Source organism: Thiocapsa sp. (assembly GCF_035467215.1).
In the GTDB taxonomy this organism is placed as follows: domain Bacteria; phylum Pseudomonadota; class Gammaproteobacteria; order Chromatiales; family Chromatiaceae; genus Thiocapsa.
In genome coordinates this window covers 1-15,802 of record NZ_DATITZ010000027.1, presented here as the reverse complement: position 1 = coordinate 15,802, position 15,802 = coordinate 1, and the positions used below count along the sequence as shown (strand labels likewise).

Below are 15,802 nucleotides of genomic sequence, written 5' to 3'. Positions count from 1 at the left end.
GGAATAAAGGTCAGTTCATGAGTGAAGTCACGGTCAAGCAACTCGCCTCTACGGTCGGCATCCCGGTTGAGCGTCTCCTGACACAGCTGAACGAGGCAGGCATCACCGCGGAAAACGCGGAGACCACCTTGACGGAGCAGGAGAAACTCCAGCTTCTCGGATATCTGCGTCGCAGCCACGGTAAGGCCGAGGCCGACAGCGGTACCACGCCCGGTCAAGTCACGCTCAAGCGCAAGTCGGTCAGCGAGCTGCGCCAGCCCGCAGCGGCTCCACGGGGAAATGTCGGAAGTACTCGACCTACCCCCGCCGCGCGGGCCAAGACCGTGAGCGTCGAGGTTCGGCGCAAACGCACCTACGTCAAACGCGCCGACGAGCCGGTCCCGCCGCCGTCCGCCAGCGCCCAGCCGAGGCCGGCCGTGGAGCGTGCGCGGCCGCAGCGCGAGCGTCCGGCATCCGCGGCACCTGCCCATGACGGCGGGCGTCGGCGTATCGAGCTCGAGTCGCTGCGTGCCGAGCAGGAGGCGCGCCGGCTTGCAGAGCAGGAAGATCAGGAGCGCCTCGCACGCGAGCAGGACGAGAGGCGTCGGATCGAGGACCAGGAGCGACGCATCGCCGAAGCGGCGCGTGCGGCGGAAGAGGCGGCCCGCCTTGCTGCCGAGGCGGAGGAGCGAGCGGCTGCGAGTACCGCGATCGAGATCGAAAGCGCGATCGAAGCGGACGAAGACGAGCCCGTGGCTGCCGCCGTCGTGCGTCGCGCCGAGGCGTCGAAGCCGAAGAAAGCACCTCCGAAGAAACCGGCCGAGATCTCCGAGAAGGAGCGTTCGGTCAAGAAGGCCGGACGCAAGGATAGCTCGCGTGGCCGCGAGGTCGCGGTTGCACCGAGCGCCGATTACGAAGAAATCGATTCCGCGGGCGGTGCTGCCGGCCGCGGGCTGCGCCGTAAGAAGAAGACGCTCAAGCCGCAGCTCCAAGACAAGCACGTCTTCCAGAAGCCGACCTCCCCGGTCGTGCGCGAGGTCGTGATCCCCGAGGCCATCTCGGTGGGTGAGCTCGCCAGCCGCATGTCCGTCAAGGCATCCGAGGTGATCCGCGAGCTCTTCAAGCAGGGCGTGATGGTCACCATCAATCAGACGCTCGATCGCGATACCGCGACCATCGTTGTCGAAGAGCTCGGGCATAAGGCCATCGTTGCTGACGAGCGCGATGCCGAAGGCGTGCTGATGGAAGAGGTCCAGGAGCAGGTCGAGCAGGCCGAGATGCTGCCGCGTCCGCCGGTCGTGACCATCATGGGTCACGTTGACCACGGCAAGACCTCGTTGCTCGACTATATCCGTCGCACCCGTGTCGCTTCCGGCGAGGCGGGCGGGATCACCCAGCACATCGGCGCCTATCACGTCGAGACGGAAAAGGGCACGGTCTCCTTCCTCGATACCCCCGGCCATGCCGCCTTCTCGGCGATGCGTGCTCGCGGGGCCAAGGTCACCGACATCGTCATCCTCGTGGTCGCGGCCGACGACGGCGTCATGCCGCAGACGGTCGAGGCCATCCAGCACGCCCGTGCCTCCGGGGTTCCGATCATCGTCGCGATCAACAAGATCGACAAGCCGGACGCCCATCCGGACAAGGTGATGCAGGAGCTGACCCAGCACCAGGTCGTCGCCGAGGAGTGGGGCGGCGACACCATGATGGTGCAGGTCTCGGCCAAGACCGGCGACGGCATCGATGATTTGTTGGACGGCATCCTGCTGCAGTCCGAGGTGCTTGAGCTCAAGGCCGCCGTCGACGGGCCTGCCCGCGGGACCATCGTCGAGTCCAGTCTGGATAAGGGACGCGGTCCGGTCGCGACCGTCCTGGTTCAATCCGGAACCCTGCGGCGCGGAGACATCATCGTCAGCGGCGGCGAATACGGCCGCGTTCGGGCGATGTTCGACGAGGCCGGTGCCCCGGTCGATGCGGCGGGTCCGTCCATCCCGGTCCAGGTGTTGGGTCTCTCGGGCACGCCCTACGCGGGGGACGACGTCATGACGGTCGCCGACGAGCGCCGGGCACGCGAGGTTGCGGAATTCCGCTCGGCGCGCTCGCGTCAGAGCCGTTTCGACGAGCAGCGCGGCGTCACCCTGGATCAGCTCTTCGCGCAGATCAAGGACGGCGAGCAGAAGAGCGTCAACCTCATCATCAAGGCGGACGTGCAGGGCAGTCTCGAAGCACTCAAGGACAGCCTGCTCAAGCTCGGGAACGAAGAGGTCAAGGTCGCGCTGGTCGCGGTCGGTGTGGGCGGCATCACGGAATCCGATGCCAACCTGGCCGTCACCTCCAACGCCATCCTGCTCGGGTTCAACGTCCGGGCCGATGCCGCGGCACGCCGGGTGATCGAGGAGAAGGGTCTCGACCTGCGCTACTACAGCATCATCTACGAGCTGATCGACGACGTGAAGAAGGCCATCTCGGGCCTGCTCAGTCCGATCGTGACCGAAGAGATCATCGGTCTGGCTCAGGTGCGCGACGTCTTCCGTTCCTCGAAGTTCGGCGCGGTTGCCGGCTGCATGGTCACCGAGGGCGTGATCCGGCGCAACAGCCCGATTCGCGTGCTGCGCAACAACGTCGTGGTCTACGAAGGCGCGCTCGAATCGCTGCGCCGCTTCAAGGACGACGTGAGCGAGGTGAAGAACGGCATCGAGTGCGGCATCGGCGTGAAGAACTACAACGACGTGCAGCCGGGCGACCAGATCGAGGTCTTCGAGCGGACCGAACGGGCCCGCGAGATCTGATCGGATGAAGGAATTCGCCCGTACGGAACGCATCGGCGCCGAGCTGAAGCGTGTCCTCTCCACGTTGGTGCACGACGAGGTGAATGATCCGCGTCTAGCCAACATCACGGTCCACGAGGTGCGGGTGACGCGGGACTTGGCGCACGCCAAGGTCTTCTTCACCTGCTTCCCGACGGATGACGAGGCCGCTGAGCAGACGCGTCTGCTCAACGGGCGGCTCGCCGGCTTTCTCCGTCACGGACTCGCACAGCGCGTGCGTCTTCGGACCATCCCGCAGCTGCACTTCGTGTTCGACGAGTCGATCGGCAAGGGCGAGCGTCTCGCGGCGCTGATCTCGCAAGCGGTCGGGCAGTCCGACACATCCACGCATCAAGACGCCGAGCAGGAGCCGCAGGTTGATGGGACGCCGTCGTAATTCAGGCCGAGATGTGACCGGCATCCTCTTGCTGGATAAGCCGCTGGGTCTGTCGTCGAACGACGCCCTGCAGCGCGTGAAACGGTTCTACCGCGCGGCCAAGGCCGGTCATACCGGGAGCCTCGATCCTCTGGCGACCGGACTCCTGCCCTGCTGTCTGGGCGATGCGACCAAGTTCTCCGCCTATCTGCTGGATGCGGACAAACGCTACCGGGTGCGCGTTCGCCTGGGCGTGACCACCACGACCGCCGATGCCGAGGGCGAGATCATTGCCGACGAGCCGGTGGTCGGGATCGACGAGGCACGGGTGCGCGAGGTGCTGCTCGGCTTTCTCGGCACCATCTCGCAGCTGCCGCCGATGCACTCGGCCGTGAAGCACCAGGGGCAACGCCTCTATAAGCTCGCTCGCCAGGGTTTGGAGGTCGAGCGCACCCCGCGCGAGATTCAGATCTTCGCGCTCGATCTGCTCTCGATGGATCTACCCGAGATCGAGCTGGACGTACATTGCTCCAAGGGAACCTATGTCCGTACGCTGGCCGAAGACATCGGCCGCACGCTGGGCTGCGGCGCCCATGTCAGCGGACTGCGCCGCACCGCGGTGGGACCTTATGCGGAGACCGCCGGTCCGTTCGTCGGCCTGGACCGGATCGAAGCGATGGCCGGGGAAGAGGATATGGCCGGTCTGGATGCGCTGCTGCTGCCGCTCGACAGCGCCTTGGGCCACTGGCCGGCGGTGCGTCTGTCCGCCGATGCCGCCTTTTATCTGCGGCAAGGCCAGGCGGTCTTGATCCCGCAGGCGCCGACGGACGGACTGGTCCGGCTCTATGATCCGTCGCAGATCTTCGTCGGTGTGGGCAGTATCCTCGACGACGGGCGCGTTCAGCCCAAGAGGCTGATTTAAAAAGTAATGATTCCTAGACGACGAGGCCTGAGCAATCTGCGATACGGCGTTGCGCGGTATCCACGGAAACGTTTCAAACCAACGGTCCGATCCCCTGATGTCATTGTCGGGGCGATCCATCCCTCTCCCGAATCGGAGACGGACCAGGACCTTTTTTTCTCTATCACTGACTTGGGAGACCACCAATGACAATGACCGCAGCCGAGAAGAAACAGATTGTCGAAGACTACCGTCGTGCCGATACCGACACGGGGTCTCCGGAGGTGCAGGTCGCGCTCCTGACCGCGCGCATCCTGCAGCTCACCGATCATTTCAAGGAGCACAAGCACGATCATCACTCGCGCCGCGGTCTGGTGCGTATGGTCAATTCCCGTCGCAAGCTGCTCGACTATCTCAAGCGCAAGGATGTCGACCGTTATCGCGAGCTGATTACGCGTCTCGGCCTGCGCCGCTGACACGCCTCCCGACTCGGCGATCGGGCGGTCGGGATGCCCCCGATTCGCCCGCTCCCCGCGGAATGGATGCCGCCGGCGGCACCGACGCACAGCCCTGTCACCACAGCGCCTGCAGGCGCGCCTAAGGTGCAGGGGTCCAAGGCCCGGCGCTACGACGGACCACATACCCCGAGGATCTACTTGTGATTCCCAAAGCTATCGTTAAGCAATTCAAGCTCGGCGACCAGACAGTGACGCTCGAGACCGGCGAGATTGCGCGCCAGGCCGACGGTGCCGTCATGGTCAACGTGGACGACACGGTTGTCCTGGTCACGGTCGTCGTCGACAAGCGCCCGGGTGCGGTGCGCGACTTCCTGCCCTTGACCGTTGACTATCAGGAAAAAACCTATGCAGCCGGCCGGATTCCGGGCGGTTTCTTCCGTCGCGAAGGGCGTCCGAGCGAGGTGGAGATTCTGACATCGCGTCTGATCGACCGTCCGATCCGTCCGCTGTTTGCGAAGGGCTTCAGGCAAGAGATTCAGGTGATCGCGACGGTCAAGTCGCTGAACCCTGCGGTGAATCCCGAGGTTCCGGCCATGCTCGGCGTCTCCGCCGCATTGGCCATCTCGGGTGTCCCGTTCAACGGACCGATCGGCGCGGTGCGTGTCGGCTACAAGAACGGCGAGTACCTCCTCAATCCGGCAGTCGTCGGCGTGGGTCCGGATTCGGATCTCGACCTGATCGTTGCCGGCACCGAAAAGGCCGTCTTGATGGTCGAGTCCGAGGCGCGCGGCCTTTCGGAAGAGATCATGCTCGGCGCCGTGCTGTTTGGTCACGAGCAGATGAAGCCGGCCATTCAGGCAATCCGCGAGCTGGCCGCCGAAGCGGGCAAGCCCCCGATTCAGTGGACGCCTGTCGTGGCGGACGACGCACTGGCCGCTGCGGTGGCGAGCGCCTGCGGCGATCGGATCGCCGAAGCCTATCGCATCAAGGAGAAGCAGGACCGGTATGCAGCCCTGGACGCGGTGCGTGCCGCCGTCGTTGCGGATCTGTGCGGCGGCGACGCACCGACCTGGAACGAGCAGCAGATCATGGGTGCGATCGAGAAGTTCGAGAAGACCACCGTGCGCAGCTCGATCATCGCCGGCAACCCACGTATCGACGGCCGCGACAACGTGACCGTTCGCCCCATCACGATCCGCACCGGCGTGCTGCCCCGCACCCATGGCTCGGCGCTCTTCACGCGCGGCGAGACCCAGGCGCTGGTCATCACGACCCTGGGCACCGAGCGTGATTCGCAGATCATCGACGCACTCGAAGGCGAGCGGCGCGAGCACTTCATGCTCCACTACAACTTCCCGCCTTTCTGTGTGGGCGAGACAGGCCGCGTGGGCTCGCCCAAGCGGCGCGAGGTCGGCCACGGCCGGTTGGCCAAGCGCGGCGTCCTCGCCGTCATGCCGAGCATCGAAGAGTTCCCCTATTCGGTGCGCGTGGTCTCCGAGATCACCGAGTCCAACGGCTCGAGCTCCATGGCCAGCGTCTGCGGCACCAGTCTGTCGCTGATGGACGCCGGCGTGCCGGTGAAGGCGCCGGTGGCCGGCGTGGCGATGGGTCTGATCAAGGAAGGCGATGCCTTCGCCGTGCTGACCGACATCATGGGCGACGAGGATCACCTCGGCGACATGGATTTCAAGGTGGCCGGAACGGCAACGGGCATCAATGCCCTGCAGATGGACATCAAGATCGAGGGCATCACCGCCGAGATCATGGAGACGGCGCTCGACCAGGCGAAGGCCGGCCGTCTGCACATCCTCGGGGAGATGAACAAGGTCATCGGCGCACACCGCACCGAGATGTCCGAGCATGCCCCGCGCATCATCGAGCTGAAGATCCATCCGGAGAAGATCCGCGACGTCATCGGCAAGGGCGGCTCCGTCATCCGAGCCATCACGGAAGAAACCGGCGCCACCATCGACATCAACGACGACGGCGTGGTCAAGATCTTCTCGGTCGAAAAGGCCGCAGGCGAGGAGGCCAAGCGTCGGATTCGTCTGATTACGGCCGATGTCGAGGTTGGCAAGATCTACGAGGGTCGTGTCGCACGCCTAATGGATTTCGGCGCCTTCGTGACCATCCTGCCCGGACGCGACGGTTTGGTGCACATCTCGCAGATCTGCGAGGAGCGCGTCCAGAGCGTGAGCGACAAGCTCTCCGAGGGTGACCAGGTCCGTGTGAAAGTCCTAGAGGTCGACAAGCAAGGTCGCATCCGTCTGAGCATGAAGGCCATCGAGCCCGGCGAATAATCGCCGCGTCTCATGGCACGTCGAAAAGGGGCCGATGGCCCCTTTTTTTATCTTCGACAGACACCGGTTTTTCGGATTTCAGATCGCTCGGCACCTGTCGGAAAGAAGCCCCGACACGCCAGTCGTGCCCTGCGCAGACAATCGGTCGCAAGCGAGGCCATCCCGGGTGGGCGGCGCGAAGTGCTACGATCTGTCGAAGAGTCGAGAACACAAAGGCCATCCCCTCATGTCAACGCCGCCGCTCCGCCCACCGATAGCCTTCGGTCTGATCGTCATCGGAGACGAGATCCTCAAGGGCTCACGCGTCGATGCCCATCTGAGCGCCTTCAAGGGTATGGTCGGCGAGCGCGGTCACGAGCTGGCCTGGCACTGGTTGCTTCCGGACGATCCCGAGGTGCTTGTCGCCCATCTGCGCTTCTCGCTGGCGCGCCCCGATCCGGTCTTCGTGTTCGGCGGAATCGGCGCGACCCCCGATGATCACACCCGAGCCTGTGCCGCGACCGCGGCCGGTTTGGAGCTGATACGCCACCCCGAGGCCAAGGCGCTTCTCGAAGAGAAGTTCGGCACCGAGGCCTATCCCAACCGTATCCTCATGGCGGATCTACCGGCAGGCTGCGATCTGATCCCGAATCCGATCAACCGGATCCCGGGCTTTTCTCTGCGGGGTCACTGGTTTCTACCGGGCTTTCCCCAGATGGCCTGGCCGATGGCCGAATGGGTCTTGGATCGGTTCTACGGCGTTTCGGTCTTGGTGCAGGAACGCGCCTTCGCGCTTTTTGATACCCCGGAAAGCAGCCTGATCCCCGTGATGCGCGATCTCGGCGATCGCTTCCCCGAGCTTAAGCTCTTCAGCCTGCCTCACATGGGCGATGATGCCCACATTCGGCTCGGATTCCGCGGTCGCGATCGGATCGACGAGGCCATGGCTGCTTTGAGCGTACGACTCGACCGTGAAGGGATCAGCTATCGGGATGCCGGGTAACCGCCTCGGAAGCCGAAAGGATTCGGTCCGAATTCAGCTGGGCCATCGACGGACCTCCATGTGATCCTCAAACGACAGATCGTGATTTTTCTCGGGTTTCTTTCGGTCTTCTTGATCGGGGCGACCCTGCTGTCGTTCGCGCTCAGTGCCGATCGGGTCGAGGGCCATCATCGGCATCTCGCGCACGAGATGGGCCTGACATTCTTCAAGCAGTTGGTGCTGACTCGCCTTTGGAATGCGCTGCACAACGGCGTGTATGTTCCTGTTACCGACCTGATCGCCCCAACCCGTATCTGGACGGCCCGGTTCGCGACGTGGTGACCCGCGACGGGGTGCGGCTCACCAAGATCAATCCGGCCTACATGACCCAGCTGCTCTCGGATATGGCGGACGACCAAGAGGGTGTTCGTTTCAAGATCACCAGTCTCGAACCACTGAATCCGCTGAATGCCGCGGATGACTGGGAGCGCGAGGCGCTGTTCGCCTTCGAGTCCGGTGCGCGCGAGTACGCGGGCCTGGTGGAGGAGGGCGGACGCGAGACCTTTCGTTGCCAAGACCGAGGCCATGACCGTTCAGAACGCCGCTTTGGATAAGGCCCTGTCCGCGGCCGAGCGTGCCGATCTTGCCAAGAGCGAGTTTCTCGCCAATAAGAGCCACGAGATCCGCACCCCGATGAACGCGGTGATCGGCTTGAGCGATCTCCTGCTGCGCACGCCGATGAGCGAGGAGCAGCGCGACTCGCTCGGCAAGAACGCATGCAGGGCACGCTCGGGGTGGTTTCCACGGCGGGCGAGGGGAGCACCTTCTATTTCGAGCTGGCTTTGCCGGTGGCCGAGCCGGCGGACGTCGAAGCGGACGATCCGCTTGTCGGCGTAGCCCCGGGAGCAGGGACCGCAAGTGGCTCGGGTGAGGATTCGCAGCAGCCCCCGTGCCCCGCGGGATCTGATCCTGCTCGATGTCTCGGCAATGCGGCTCGATGCGTGACGCGTCCGAGACGTTCGGCGCCGCCCGACCAACACCTCAGACCATCTTGTTCAGCCTGTACTCGAGGATCCCCTGCGCACCGGCCGCGCTGAGCTTCGGGACGAGATCCCGCACCGAGGCGGCATCGACGATGGTCTCGAGCGCCAGCCATTGACGGTCGTAGAGATGGCTGACCGTCGGGGCGTGCAGACTCGGCAGCAGCGCGACCACGGCGTCCAGGCACTCGGCCGGCACGTTGCACTTGAGCGCGACCTTGTGGCGAGCCCGCAGCGCCGCTTGGAGCATCAAGGCGATCTGCTCGATCTTGGCCCGCCGTGCGGGATCCTGCATGGCCCGGGGATTGGCGATGAGGCGCGTCTCGGTGATCAGCAGGTCCTCGACGATGCGCAGTCCATGGGCGCGAATGGTGCTGCCCGTCTCGGTGATCTCCACCACGGCGTCGACCAGTCCCTCGACCACCTTGGCCTCGGTGGCGCCCCAAGAGAACTCGACGGCGGCCTCGATCCCGCGCTCGGCGAGATAGCGCTTGGTGAAGCCGACCAGCTCGGTGGCGATCTTCTTCCCGGCCAGGTCCTCGACCCGCTGGATCGGCGAGTCCTGCGGCACCACCACGACCCAACGACTCGGACGGTTGGAGACCTTGGAATAGGTGAGGGTGCAGATCTGCTCGACTTCGGCTTGGGATTCCAGGATCCAATCCAACCCGGTCAGCCCTAGATCCAGCGCGCCGCGCTCGACGTAGGGGGCCATCTCTTGCGCGCGGATCAGGGCGCAGCGGATATCCGGGTCGTCGATGTCGGGGTAGTAGTTGCGCGCGTGCGCCGTGATGTTCCAGCCGGCTTGGGCGAACAACTCGATGGTGGCCTCTTCCAAGCTTCCCTTCGGGATGCCGAGCTTCAATAGGGGCATGCAGACTCCGGTCGATGGCTTCAGTGCGGACTCGTCATTATGCCCCGAATCAAACATCGGGAGTGCTTGCGTATTCCGCATCGACGGCCTATTTCTAAGGTGACGAACGGCGAAGCCCCGCGTCCGAGCTGTGGTCGGGGCGCCGCTCTTTGGAAGGCAGCGCGATTGCGTATCTCGCGGCCTCGGCCTTCGTGCTGAACGGGAGGCAGGTGTTCAGTGATGAATCAACGATTCGATCTCGTCGTCATCGTCGGGGCGATCTTCTTTGCGATTTTCGTCGCGACGGCAGTCATCCTCTTGGTCTTGGGCGTTCCGGGCAGCGACTCGGAACCCGTTGCCGATGCGACCGCTCGTCCCCCCACAACGGGGACGACTCGACAGCCGGATCGCCCGCGAGTCTTCGCCGAACCGGCTGCGCCGACCTCGCCGCCGGGGTGGCGGGACGAGCGGTCGTTTCGGTATGGATCCTCGCGCGACGGAGGATCCGTGATCGACGGCTATCGCTTCCGTCCGCTCGAAGAGCCCGAGCTTCGCCGTTTCGGCGGTCGGGCCGATGTACCCGATGACCGATCGGCGGATGGGTTCGGCACGAAGGATCGCGGTTTCGACGACCCCGTCTTTCGTCGCGACGATCGACTCCCGCAGGACTTCATGTCCGATTGGGGGGAAACACCCTATCGATTCCGTCCGACCGAGCCTCCGCGGAGCGCACCCGATCCGAGGCGCCCGCCGCGCGACCCGCGAGGACCGCGCGGTTTCGCCGACCCACCGCTCTTCGAGCCACCGCCTCAATGGGGGGCGACCCCGCCGGTGCTGCCGCCGCCCTTGCCCGATCTCTATCCTTCGTTTGTTCCGCCAAACGATCATCGACTCACGGTACGATAGTCGCGTCGTCCGTCCCGTCCGCCTTTGCGATCGTCCTATCGGAGTCGTCCCCGTCCCATGCCGAAAGCCGAAGTCTCTACCGCCGCGAGCACAGGCGCGCGTGAGCTGTCCGGCGCCTGCCGGTGCGCCCTATCGGAGCGGCGGGCACTTCAGCTCGGTCTCGTACTCGTTCGTCCTGGCGGGTTTTCTGAGTCTCGTTGCACTCTTGAACGCCGGTTCCCGTCGCGCGCTCGACCGCACCTGGACCCGCGCATGGAATGGCCTTGCCGCGGCCTTTGCGGTCTCGGCACTCTTGCGCGTCGTCTCGACCCTGATCGGCGCCACCGGTTACGAGCGCTCGCTGGCCGCGCCCGATGCGGCGGCCCGCTACATCCTCTGACCGACACCCTGTCGCAAAGCCTCTTGCTGGCCGTGGTCGCGGTGTCGGGGATTCTGGTGGCGCTGAGCCTCGTCCCGGGGTGGCGGCGGGGTCGCGGGGTGGTCGAGGGCGGCCTGCTGTGGCCGGCCTTTCTGCTGCTGCCGGTCGTGGGTGTCGCGGTCGCGCTTGATTTCCTCCTCGGAGAGGGAATCAAGCTCAAGGCGGGGCTGGTCCTTCCGGTTGCGTTGCTCATGATGGGGCTTGCGGTCGGGATCGCCGGGCGTCCGTCGGCGCTCGCGGATGTTCCCGGCATCCGTCGCCTCGGGCGGTTGGTGCTCGTCGCTGCACTGACCGTTGCCTTGATCGGGACCGCAAAGTCCGCGGCCTGGTGGACGGCAACACACAGACTGATGAATGCCGTGGCCAGCACCGAGACCAGCTGCCTGGCCTTTGGCCCGGAGGAGCCCTACGCGTTGCAATGGCCCTGGATGGCGATCATCGACGACTGGGCGACTGCGCAGCATCGGGACTCCCTGATTAGGTCAGGTACATCGCAACCGGACTTTCAAATGGATAAGTGGGTTTTATGAATCAAGATCTTGTCAATAAATGGGTCGTCATCCTGATGGCGCTCGGGATCTCCGCGCTTTTTCTCGCGATGATCCAGCAGTTTCTGATGGCGCTCTTTCTCGCCGGACTCTTCAGTGCGATGGCACGCCCGTTGTTCCTATGGCTGCAGCCGCGTCTGCGGGGCAGCCCGAGCCTGGCGTCGCTCACGACGCTCCTGGTGGTGGCCGTGGTCGTCTTGATCCCGCTGTCGTTGCTGATCGCGGTGGTGGTGGCCCAAGCGCTCGATGTCACCCAGACCTTCGTGCCCTGGTTCAAGGAGCGGCTCGCCGATCCTGATGCCTTCCTCGAGGGCATGCGCCGTTTGCCCTTCTACGAAGATCTGCTGCCCCTGCGCTCGATCCTGATCGAACGTGCCGGCGAGGCCGCCACGATCGCCAGCAAATTCATCGTCGGGGGCCTGTCGTCGCTCACGATGGGTACCCTGAACTTCTTCTTCATGGCGTTCGTGATGCTCTACAGCATGTATTTCCTGCAGATCGACGGACAAAAGCTCGTCAACAAGATCCTCTATTACCTGCCGCTGAAGAGCGCAGACGAGCGGGTCTTGCTGCAGAAGTTCACCTCGGTGACCCGCGCGACGCTAAAAGGCACGCTGCTGATCGGACTTCTGCAGGGCGGACTGGCCGGGATCGCCTTCGCGATTGCCGGGATCGAGAACGCGGTCTTTTGGGGCACCGTCATGGTGGTCTTGTCCATCATTCCGGCCGTCGGATCGGCGCTCGTCTGGGTGCCCGCGTGCATCATCCTCGCCGTGCAGGGGCAGGCGGGAAGCGCGATCGGGCTGGCTGTCTTCTGTGCGCTGGTCGTCGGCAGCCTCGACAACGTGCTGCGACCCATCCTGGTGGGACGCGACACCAAGATGCACGAGCTGATGATCTTTCTGAGCACGCTCGGCGGTATCTTCATGTTCGGCTTCAACGGGCTCTTTATCGGGCCGCTGATCGCCTCGCTCTTCATCTCGATCTGGGAGGTCTACGGGGTCGAGCTCGCCGATTTCCTGCCCGATGTGGATGCGGTGCTGGATGACCTGGGCAACACCGGTATGGATGCGCCCAAGCCCAAAACCGGGGTCGAGGGCCTGATCGAGTTGCCCGATGACCTCGATCGGCGACCTTGAGTGACCGATTGCCTGCGGCGCGTTGAATGAATGCCCCGCCTTGGCGGCTGATCAGCCCCCAATCGGCCCGCCATCCTCCTTGGTGACGACCACGACCGAGGGGCGGGGCGGTATCGCCGGGTCGAAGTCCGGCCATCGCGTGGCGGGGTCCTCGAAGGTGGAGGGGCGCTCGAAGCCGGGATAGTCGAGCGTGCCGTCGGTCGCCGGGTGCTGCACGGCCAGAAAGAGCGTGCGTCCGTCCGGGGTGAAGCAGGGTCCGCAGAGCTCCGCACCGACCGGTACCCGGAAGAACATGCGTCCGGTGCCGCGCCCGGCCCCTTCGGTTTCGAGTGCCCAAAGCCCGTCGGCGCTGCCGGATGCGCCGTGCCAAGCATTGCCCTGATCGGTCGCGACCCAGAGCCGTCCCCGATGGTCCAGCGCACAGTTGTCCGGACAGGCAAACCAGCCGTTCTCGCCGGTCGCCGGGTTCCAGAGTGCGGCGGTCGCGGGGTCTCGGGGATTGCCGGCCTTGATCAGGACATCCCAGCTGAAACGCTCGGATGTATGATCGCCGGCCGGCGGGATCAGCTCCAGAAGATGACCCCATAGATTGGCGGCGCGTGGATTCGTCGGGTCGACCTGCTCGGCCGTACGCTCCTTGTTGTTGGTGAGCATCACATAGACGCGGCCGTTGTGCGGGTTGGGTTGCACGTCCTCGGGTCGGTCCATCGGCGTCGCCCCGAGCAGGTCCGCGGCACGACGGGTCTCGATGAGGACATCAGCTTGTGAATGGAACCCGTTCTCCGGTGTCAGACCGGCTTGGCCGAAGACGAGCGGGAGCCAAACGAGCGTGCCGTCCGGCTCGAAGCGTGCGACCGAGAGCGTGCCCGCGTCCAATAGGTCGCGGTTCGCCGCGCGATTGCTCGGGTCGACCTTCCCGTCGGTCACGAATCGATAGAGATACTCGAAGCGCTGGTCGTCGCCCGAGTAGAGCACCAGACGGCCGTCGGGGTTGAAGACGGACTCGGCGCCCTCGTGCTTGAACCGCCCGAGTGCGGTGCGCTTGATCGGCATGGACGCAGGGTCGAGCGGGTCGACCTCGACAATCCAACCGAAGCGGTTGGCCTCGTTCGGCTCCGCGTTGACGTCGAAACGCTTGTGGAATCGGCCCCAAGCAAAGTGGCCGGCAGGGACACCGTAGCGGGCGTAGTTGCGCCTTTCCGGGTGTTCCTGCACGCAGTCGACGTCCGCCGGGTCCGGATGCCGATCCAGATCGCCCGAGAAATAGCCGTGGAAATTCTCCTCGGCCATCAAGTAGGTGCCCCAAGGGGTGATGCCCCCGGCGCAGTTGTTGAGCGTGCCGATCACACGGGTACCGGTCGGGTCGGCGGCTGTCTTCATGCGGTCATGTCCGGCGGCGGGCCCTGAGACCGCGATCTCGGTATCGAGCGCGGTGATCCGGCGGGCGTAGGCGCTGTCGGACACGACCGACCAGCGCCCGGCGGCGCTCTTCCTGATCTCGAGGATGGATCCGCCGTTGCAGGCCATCTCGATCTCCACGCGCTCGCGGGTCGGCTCGCCTGCGCTCGGGAACATCACCTCGGCGTTGGTGTATTCGTGATTGACGCACAGCAGGCCGTGCTCGGAGCTCGTCGATCCTGCCGGCAAGGGCACATAGCCGACATAGTCATTGTTGTAGCCGAACTGCCGGGTCTGTGCGGCGGCGCTTTGGCGATCGGGATCGAAGGCTGATGCGCCGGGTAGAACGGGATCGCCCCAGCGGATCAGGATCTCGGCGCGATAGCCCGGTGCGACGTGATGCGTCCCGTCGACACCGTGGGCGATCTCCTCGAAATCGAAGCGGGTCTTTGCGGCCTCGCGCTCGCCCTCCGGCTCCGTCACGGTGTCGGCAAGAAGTGCCAAGGGGCCGGCCGCGAGGGCTCCGAGCGCGCTCGCGGCAAGCGCACCGCGCAACAGGTCGCGCCGGCTGAAGCGGGCTTGGATGATGTCGCCGAGCGTGGCCGCGGCGCTGGGGTTGACGGGGCGATCGTCCGACGCCTCGTGGGCCTCGGCTGAACAGAAGTAGCGCTGATCGATGCTCGGCATGGTGGTTTCGCAGCTCTCGTTGTCGTCGGGTCGATAACCGTCCGCCCCCTTGCGAGCGGGAGGGCCGGGGAGGTGAACGCCGACTCGGGCCAAAGTGCCTCGCGCACGGGCCCCGGCGTTCCCAAGCTGTCTCGGTCGGGGCCATGGACCGCTTCCGATCCTCATGCCCCGTCCGGCCGCGCCAGGATACGCGATTGGCATGACGATCAAGTGTCGTGCTCGACCTGCACCTTTGCGATAGGCTTCCTTTCCGGGCAGAGTCGATTCGATGGAGGGGCGGCGGTTGATGAAGAAGCAGCGGGAACGCGAAACCATTTCCTTGGCGCTCGGCAGCGGCGGAGCCCGCGGACTCGCCCATATCGGCATCATCGAGTCCTTGACCGCGCGTGGCTATCGCATCACGTCGATCAGCGGCGCTTCGATGGGTGCCTTGGTCGGCGGCATCTATGCCGCCGGCGAGCTCGACGCCTACAAGCGTTGGGTCTGCGCGCTGAACCTCGGCGACGTCCTGAGGTTCGTCGATTTCGCCTTCAGCGGAGCCGGTCTACTGAAGGGCGATCGCATCATCGAGACCTTGCGCTCGATGGTCGGCGATCATGCGATCGAAGACCTGCCGATGAGCTTTACCGCCGTTGCAACCGACATCGACCGACAACGCGAAGTTTGGATCTCGCAGGGTCCGCTCTTCGACGCCATCCGTGCCTCGATTGCCGTGCCGGGCGTCTTCACGCCTCACCGCTATCGCGGCTTGACGCTGGTCGACGGCGGCCTGCTCAATCCGGTGCCGATCGCCCCGACCTTTCGTGACTTCACGGACCTGACCGTGGCGGTCAATCTCAATGCCGAGCCCTCGGCGGCGACGGGCGTCGAACGGATTCAGGATTCCGCCGCGGCGGCGAAGGCACACGAGGAGACCCCGGTGGATCTCGGCTATCAGGAACGGATCCGGCAGTTTTTCGACGCGATCGGCGAGACCTTGGCAGGTCGCGACGATGAGCAGCTCGGTGTCTTCGATCTCACCTTGCGATCCT

General features: G+C 64.9%; 15 protein-coding genes and 1 pseudogene. 14 read left to right on the top strand and 2 right to left on the bottom strand.

What is annotated here, in order from left to right; genetic code table 11:
- The first annotated feature begins 17 nt into the window (after window positions 1-17).
- The 9 genes and pseudogenes from infB to VLR48_RS20165 all read left to right on the top strand — a co-directional run.
- The gene (infB, locus tag VLR48_RS01450; protein ID WP_325290072.1) at window positions 18-2,768 is read left to right on the top strand and encodes a translation initiation factor IF-2; all 2,751 of its coding nucleotides are present in this window, start codon (window positions 18-20) and stop codon (window positions 2,766-2,768) included.
- Window positions 2,769-2,772: 4 nt separating this feature from the next.
- On the top strand, window positions 2,773-3,183 hold the full coding sequence (gene rbfA, locus VLR48_RS01445) for a 30S ribosome-binding factor RbfA (protein ID WP_325290071.1): 411 nt from the start codon (window positions 2,773-2,775) through the stop codon (window positions 3,181-3,183).
- On the top strand, window positions 3,167-4,084 hold the full coding sequence (truB, locus tag VLR48_RS01440; protein WP_325290070.1) for a tRNA pseudouridine(55) synthase TruB: 918 nt from the start codon (window positions 3,167-3,169) through the stop codon (window positions 4,082-4,084). The genes rbfA and truB overlap by 17 nt, the downstream gene beginning before the upstream one ends.
- A gap of 185 nt (window positions 4,085-4,269) precedes the next feature.
- Entirely contained in the window at window positions 4,270-4,539 is a 270-nt protein-coding gene (gene rpsO, locus VLR48_RS01435) for a 30S ribosomal protein S15 (RefSeq protein WP_093035325.1), read from the top strand.
- Between the two features lie 182 nt (window positions 4,540-4,721).
- Window positions 4,722-6,821, top strand: coding sequence for a polyribonucleotide nucleotidyltransferase (gene pnp / locus VLR48_RS01430; RefSeq protein WP_325290069.1), 2,100 nt, complete (start codon window positions 4,722-4,724; stop codon window positions 6,819-6,821).
- Window positions 6,822-7,047: 226 nt separating this feature from the next.
- Complete coding sequence (locus VLR48_RS01425) at window positions 7,048-7,803, top strand: competence/damage-inducible protein A (RefSeq protein WP_325290068.1); 756 nt, start codon at window positions 7,048-7,050, stop codon at window positions 7,801-7,803.
- A gap of 60 nt (window positions 7,804-7,863) precedes the next feature.
- Complete coding sequence (locus tag VLR48_RS01420) at window positions 7,864-8,124, top strand: hypothetical protein (protein ID WP_325290067.1); 261 nt, start codon at window positions 7,864-7,866, stop codon at window positions 8,122-8,124.
- Window positions 8,118-8,396 carry a c-type heme family protein gene (locus tag VLR48_RS01415; protein WP_325290066.1) on the top strand — a complete coding sequence of 93 codons (279 nt, stop codon included), beginning with the start codon at window positions 8,118-8,120 and terminating at the stop codon, window positions 8,394-8,396. Before VLR48_RS01420 ends, VLR48_RS01415 begins: the two co-directional genes overlap by 7 nt.
- Window positions 8,392-8,553 (top strand): annotated as a pseudogene (locus VLR48_RS20165) (histidine kinase dimerization/phospho-acceptor domain-containing protein); the annotation flags it as partial. The gene VLR48_RS01415 and the pseudogene VLR48_RS20165, both read left to right, overlap by 5 nt.
- 270 nt (window positions 8,554-8,823) lie before the next feature.
- On the opposite strand, the gene hisG reads toward VLR48_RS20165, so the two are convergent.
- Window positions 8,824-9,696: an ATP phosphoribosyltransferase gene (hisG, locus tag VLR48_RS01405; RefSeq protein WP_325290064.1), complete on the bottom strand. Its 873-nt coding sequence runs from the start codon at window positions 9,694-9,696 to the stop codon at window positions 8,824-8,826.
- A gap of 219 nt (window positions 9,697-9,915) precedes the next feature.
- On the opposite strand from hisG, the gene VLR48_RS01400 reads away from it, so the two are divergent.
- From VLR48_RS01400 to VLR48_RS01385, 4 genes are all read left to right on the top strand, one after another.
- Window positions 9,916-10,581 carry a hypothetical protein gene (locus VLR48_RS01400; protein ID WP_325290063.1) on the top strand — a complete coding sequence of 222 codons (666 nt, stop codon included), beginning with the start codon at window positions 9,916-9,918 and terminating at the stop codon, window positions 10,579-10,581.
- Window positions 10,582-10,681: 100 nt separating this feature from the next.
- On the top strand, window positions 10,682-10,960 hold the full coding sequence (locus tag VLR48_RS01395) for a hypothetical protein (RefSeq protein ID WP_325290062.1): 279 nt from the start codon (window positions 10,682-10,684) through the stop codon (window positions 10,958-10,960).
- Between the two features lie 23 nt (window positions 10,961-10,983).
- A complete protein-coding gene (locus tag VLR48_RS01390; RefSeq protein WP_325290061.1) occupies window positions 10,984-11,529 on the top strand; it encodes a hypothetical protein in 546 nt (181 codons plus the stop codon).
- Entirely contained in the window at window positions 11,526-12,686 is a 1,161-nt protein-coding gene (locus VLR48_RS01385; protein WP_325290060.1) for an AI-2E family transporter, read from the top strand. The genes VLR48_RS01390 and VLR48_RS01385 overlap by 4 nt, the downstream gene beginning before the upstream one ends.
- Window positions 12,687-12,737: 51 nt before the next feature.
- Here the strand turns inward: VLR48_RS01385 and VLR48_RS01380 are convergent, their stop codons facing one another.
- The gene (locus VLR48_RS01380; protein ID WP_325290059.1) at window positions 12,738-14,771 is read right to left on the bottom strand and encodes a PhoX family phosphatase; all 2,034 of its coding nucleotides are present in this window, start codon (window positions 14,769-14,771) and stop codon (window positions 12,738-12,740) included.
- 286 nt (window positions 14,772-15,057) lie between these two features.
- Between VLR48_RS01380 and VLR48_RS01375 the strand changes: the two genes are divergently transcribed.
- Window positions 15,058-15,802: patatin-like phospholipase family protein (locus VLR48_RS01375; RefSeq protein WP_325290058.1), on the top strand; the 745-nt coding region annotated here is incomplete at its 3' end.

Coding starts and splice junctions, on each gene's coding strand:
- infB (WP_325290072.1), top strand. CDS start 18: ATGAGTGAAGTCACGGTCAAGCAACTCGCCTCTACGGTCGGCATCCCG.
- rbfA (WP_325290071.1), top strand. CDS start 2,773: ATGAAGGAATTCGCCCGTACGGAACGCATCGGCGCCGAGCTGAAGCGT.
- truB (WP_325290070.1), top strand. CDS start 3,167: ATGGGACGCCGTCGTAATTCAGGCCGAGATGTGACCGGCATCCTCTTG.
- rpsO (WP_093035325.1), top strand. CDS start 4,270: ATGACAATGACCGCAGCCGAGAAGAAACAGATTGTCGAAGACTACCGT.
- VLR48_RS01425 (WP_325290068.1), top strand. CDS start 7,048: ATGTCAACGCCGCCGCTCCGCCCACCGATAGCCTTCGGTCTGATCGTC.
- hisG (WP_325290064.1), bottom strand. CDS start 9,696: ATGCCCCTATTGAAGCTCGGCATCCCGAAGGGAAGCTTGGAAGAGGCC.
- VLR48_RS01400 (WP_325290063.1), top strand. CDS start 9,916: ATGAATCAACGATTCGATCTCGTCGTCATCGTCGGGGCGATCTTCTTT.
- VLR48_RS01385 (WP_325290060.1), top strand. CDS start 11,526: ATGAATCAAGATCTTGTCAATAAATGGGTCGTCATCCTGATGGCGCTC.
- VLR48_RS01380 (WP_325290059.1), bottom strand. CDS start 14,771: ATGCCGAGCATCGATCAGCGCTACTTCTGTTCAGCCGAGGCCCACGAG.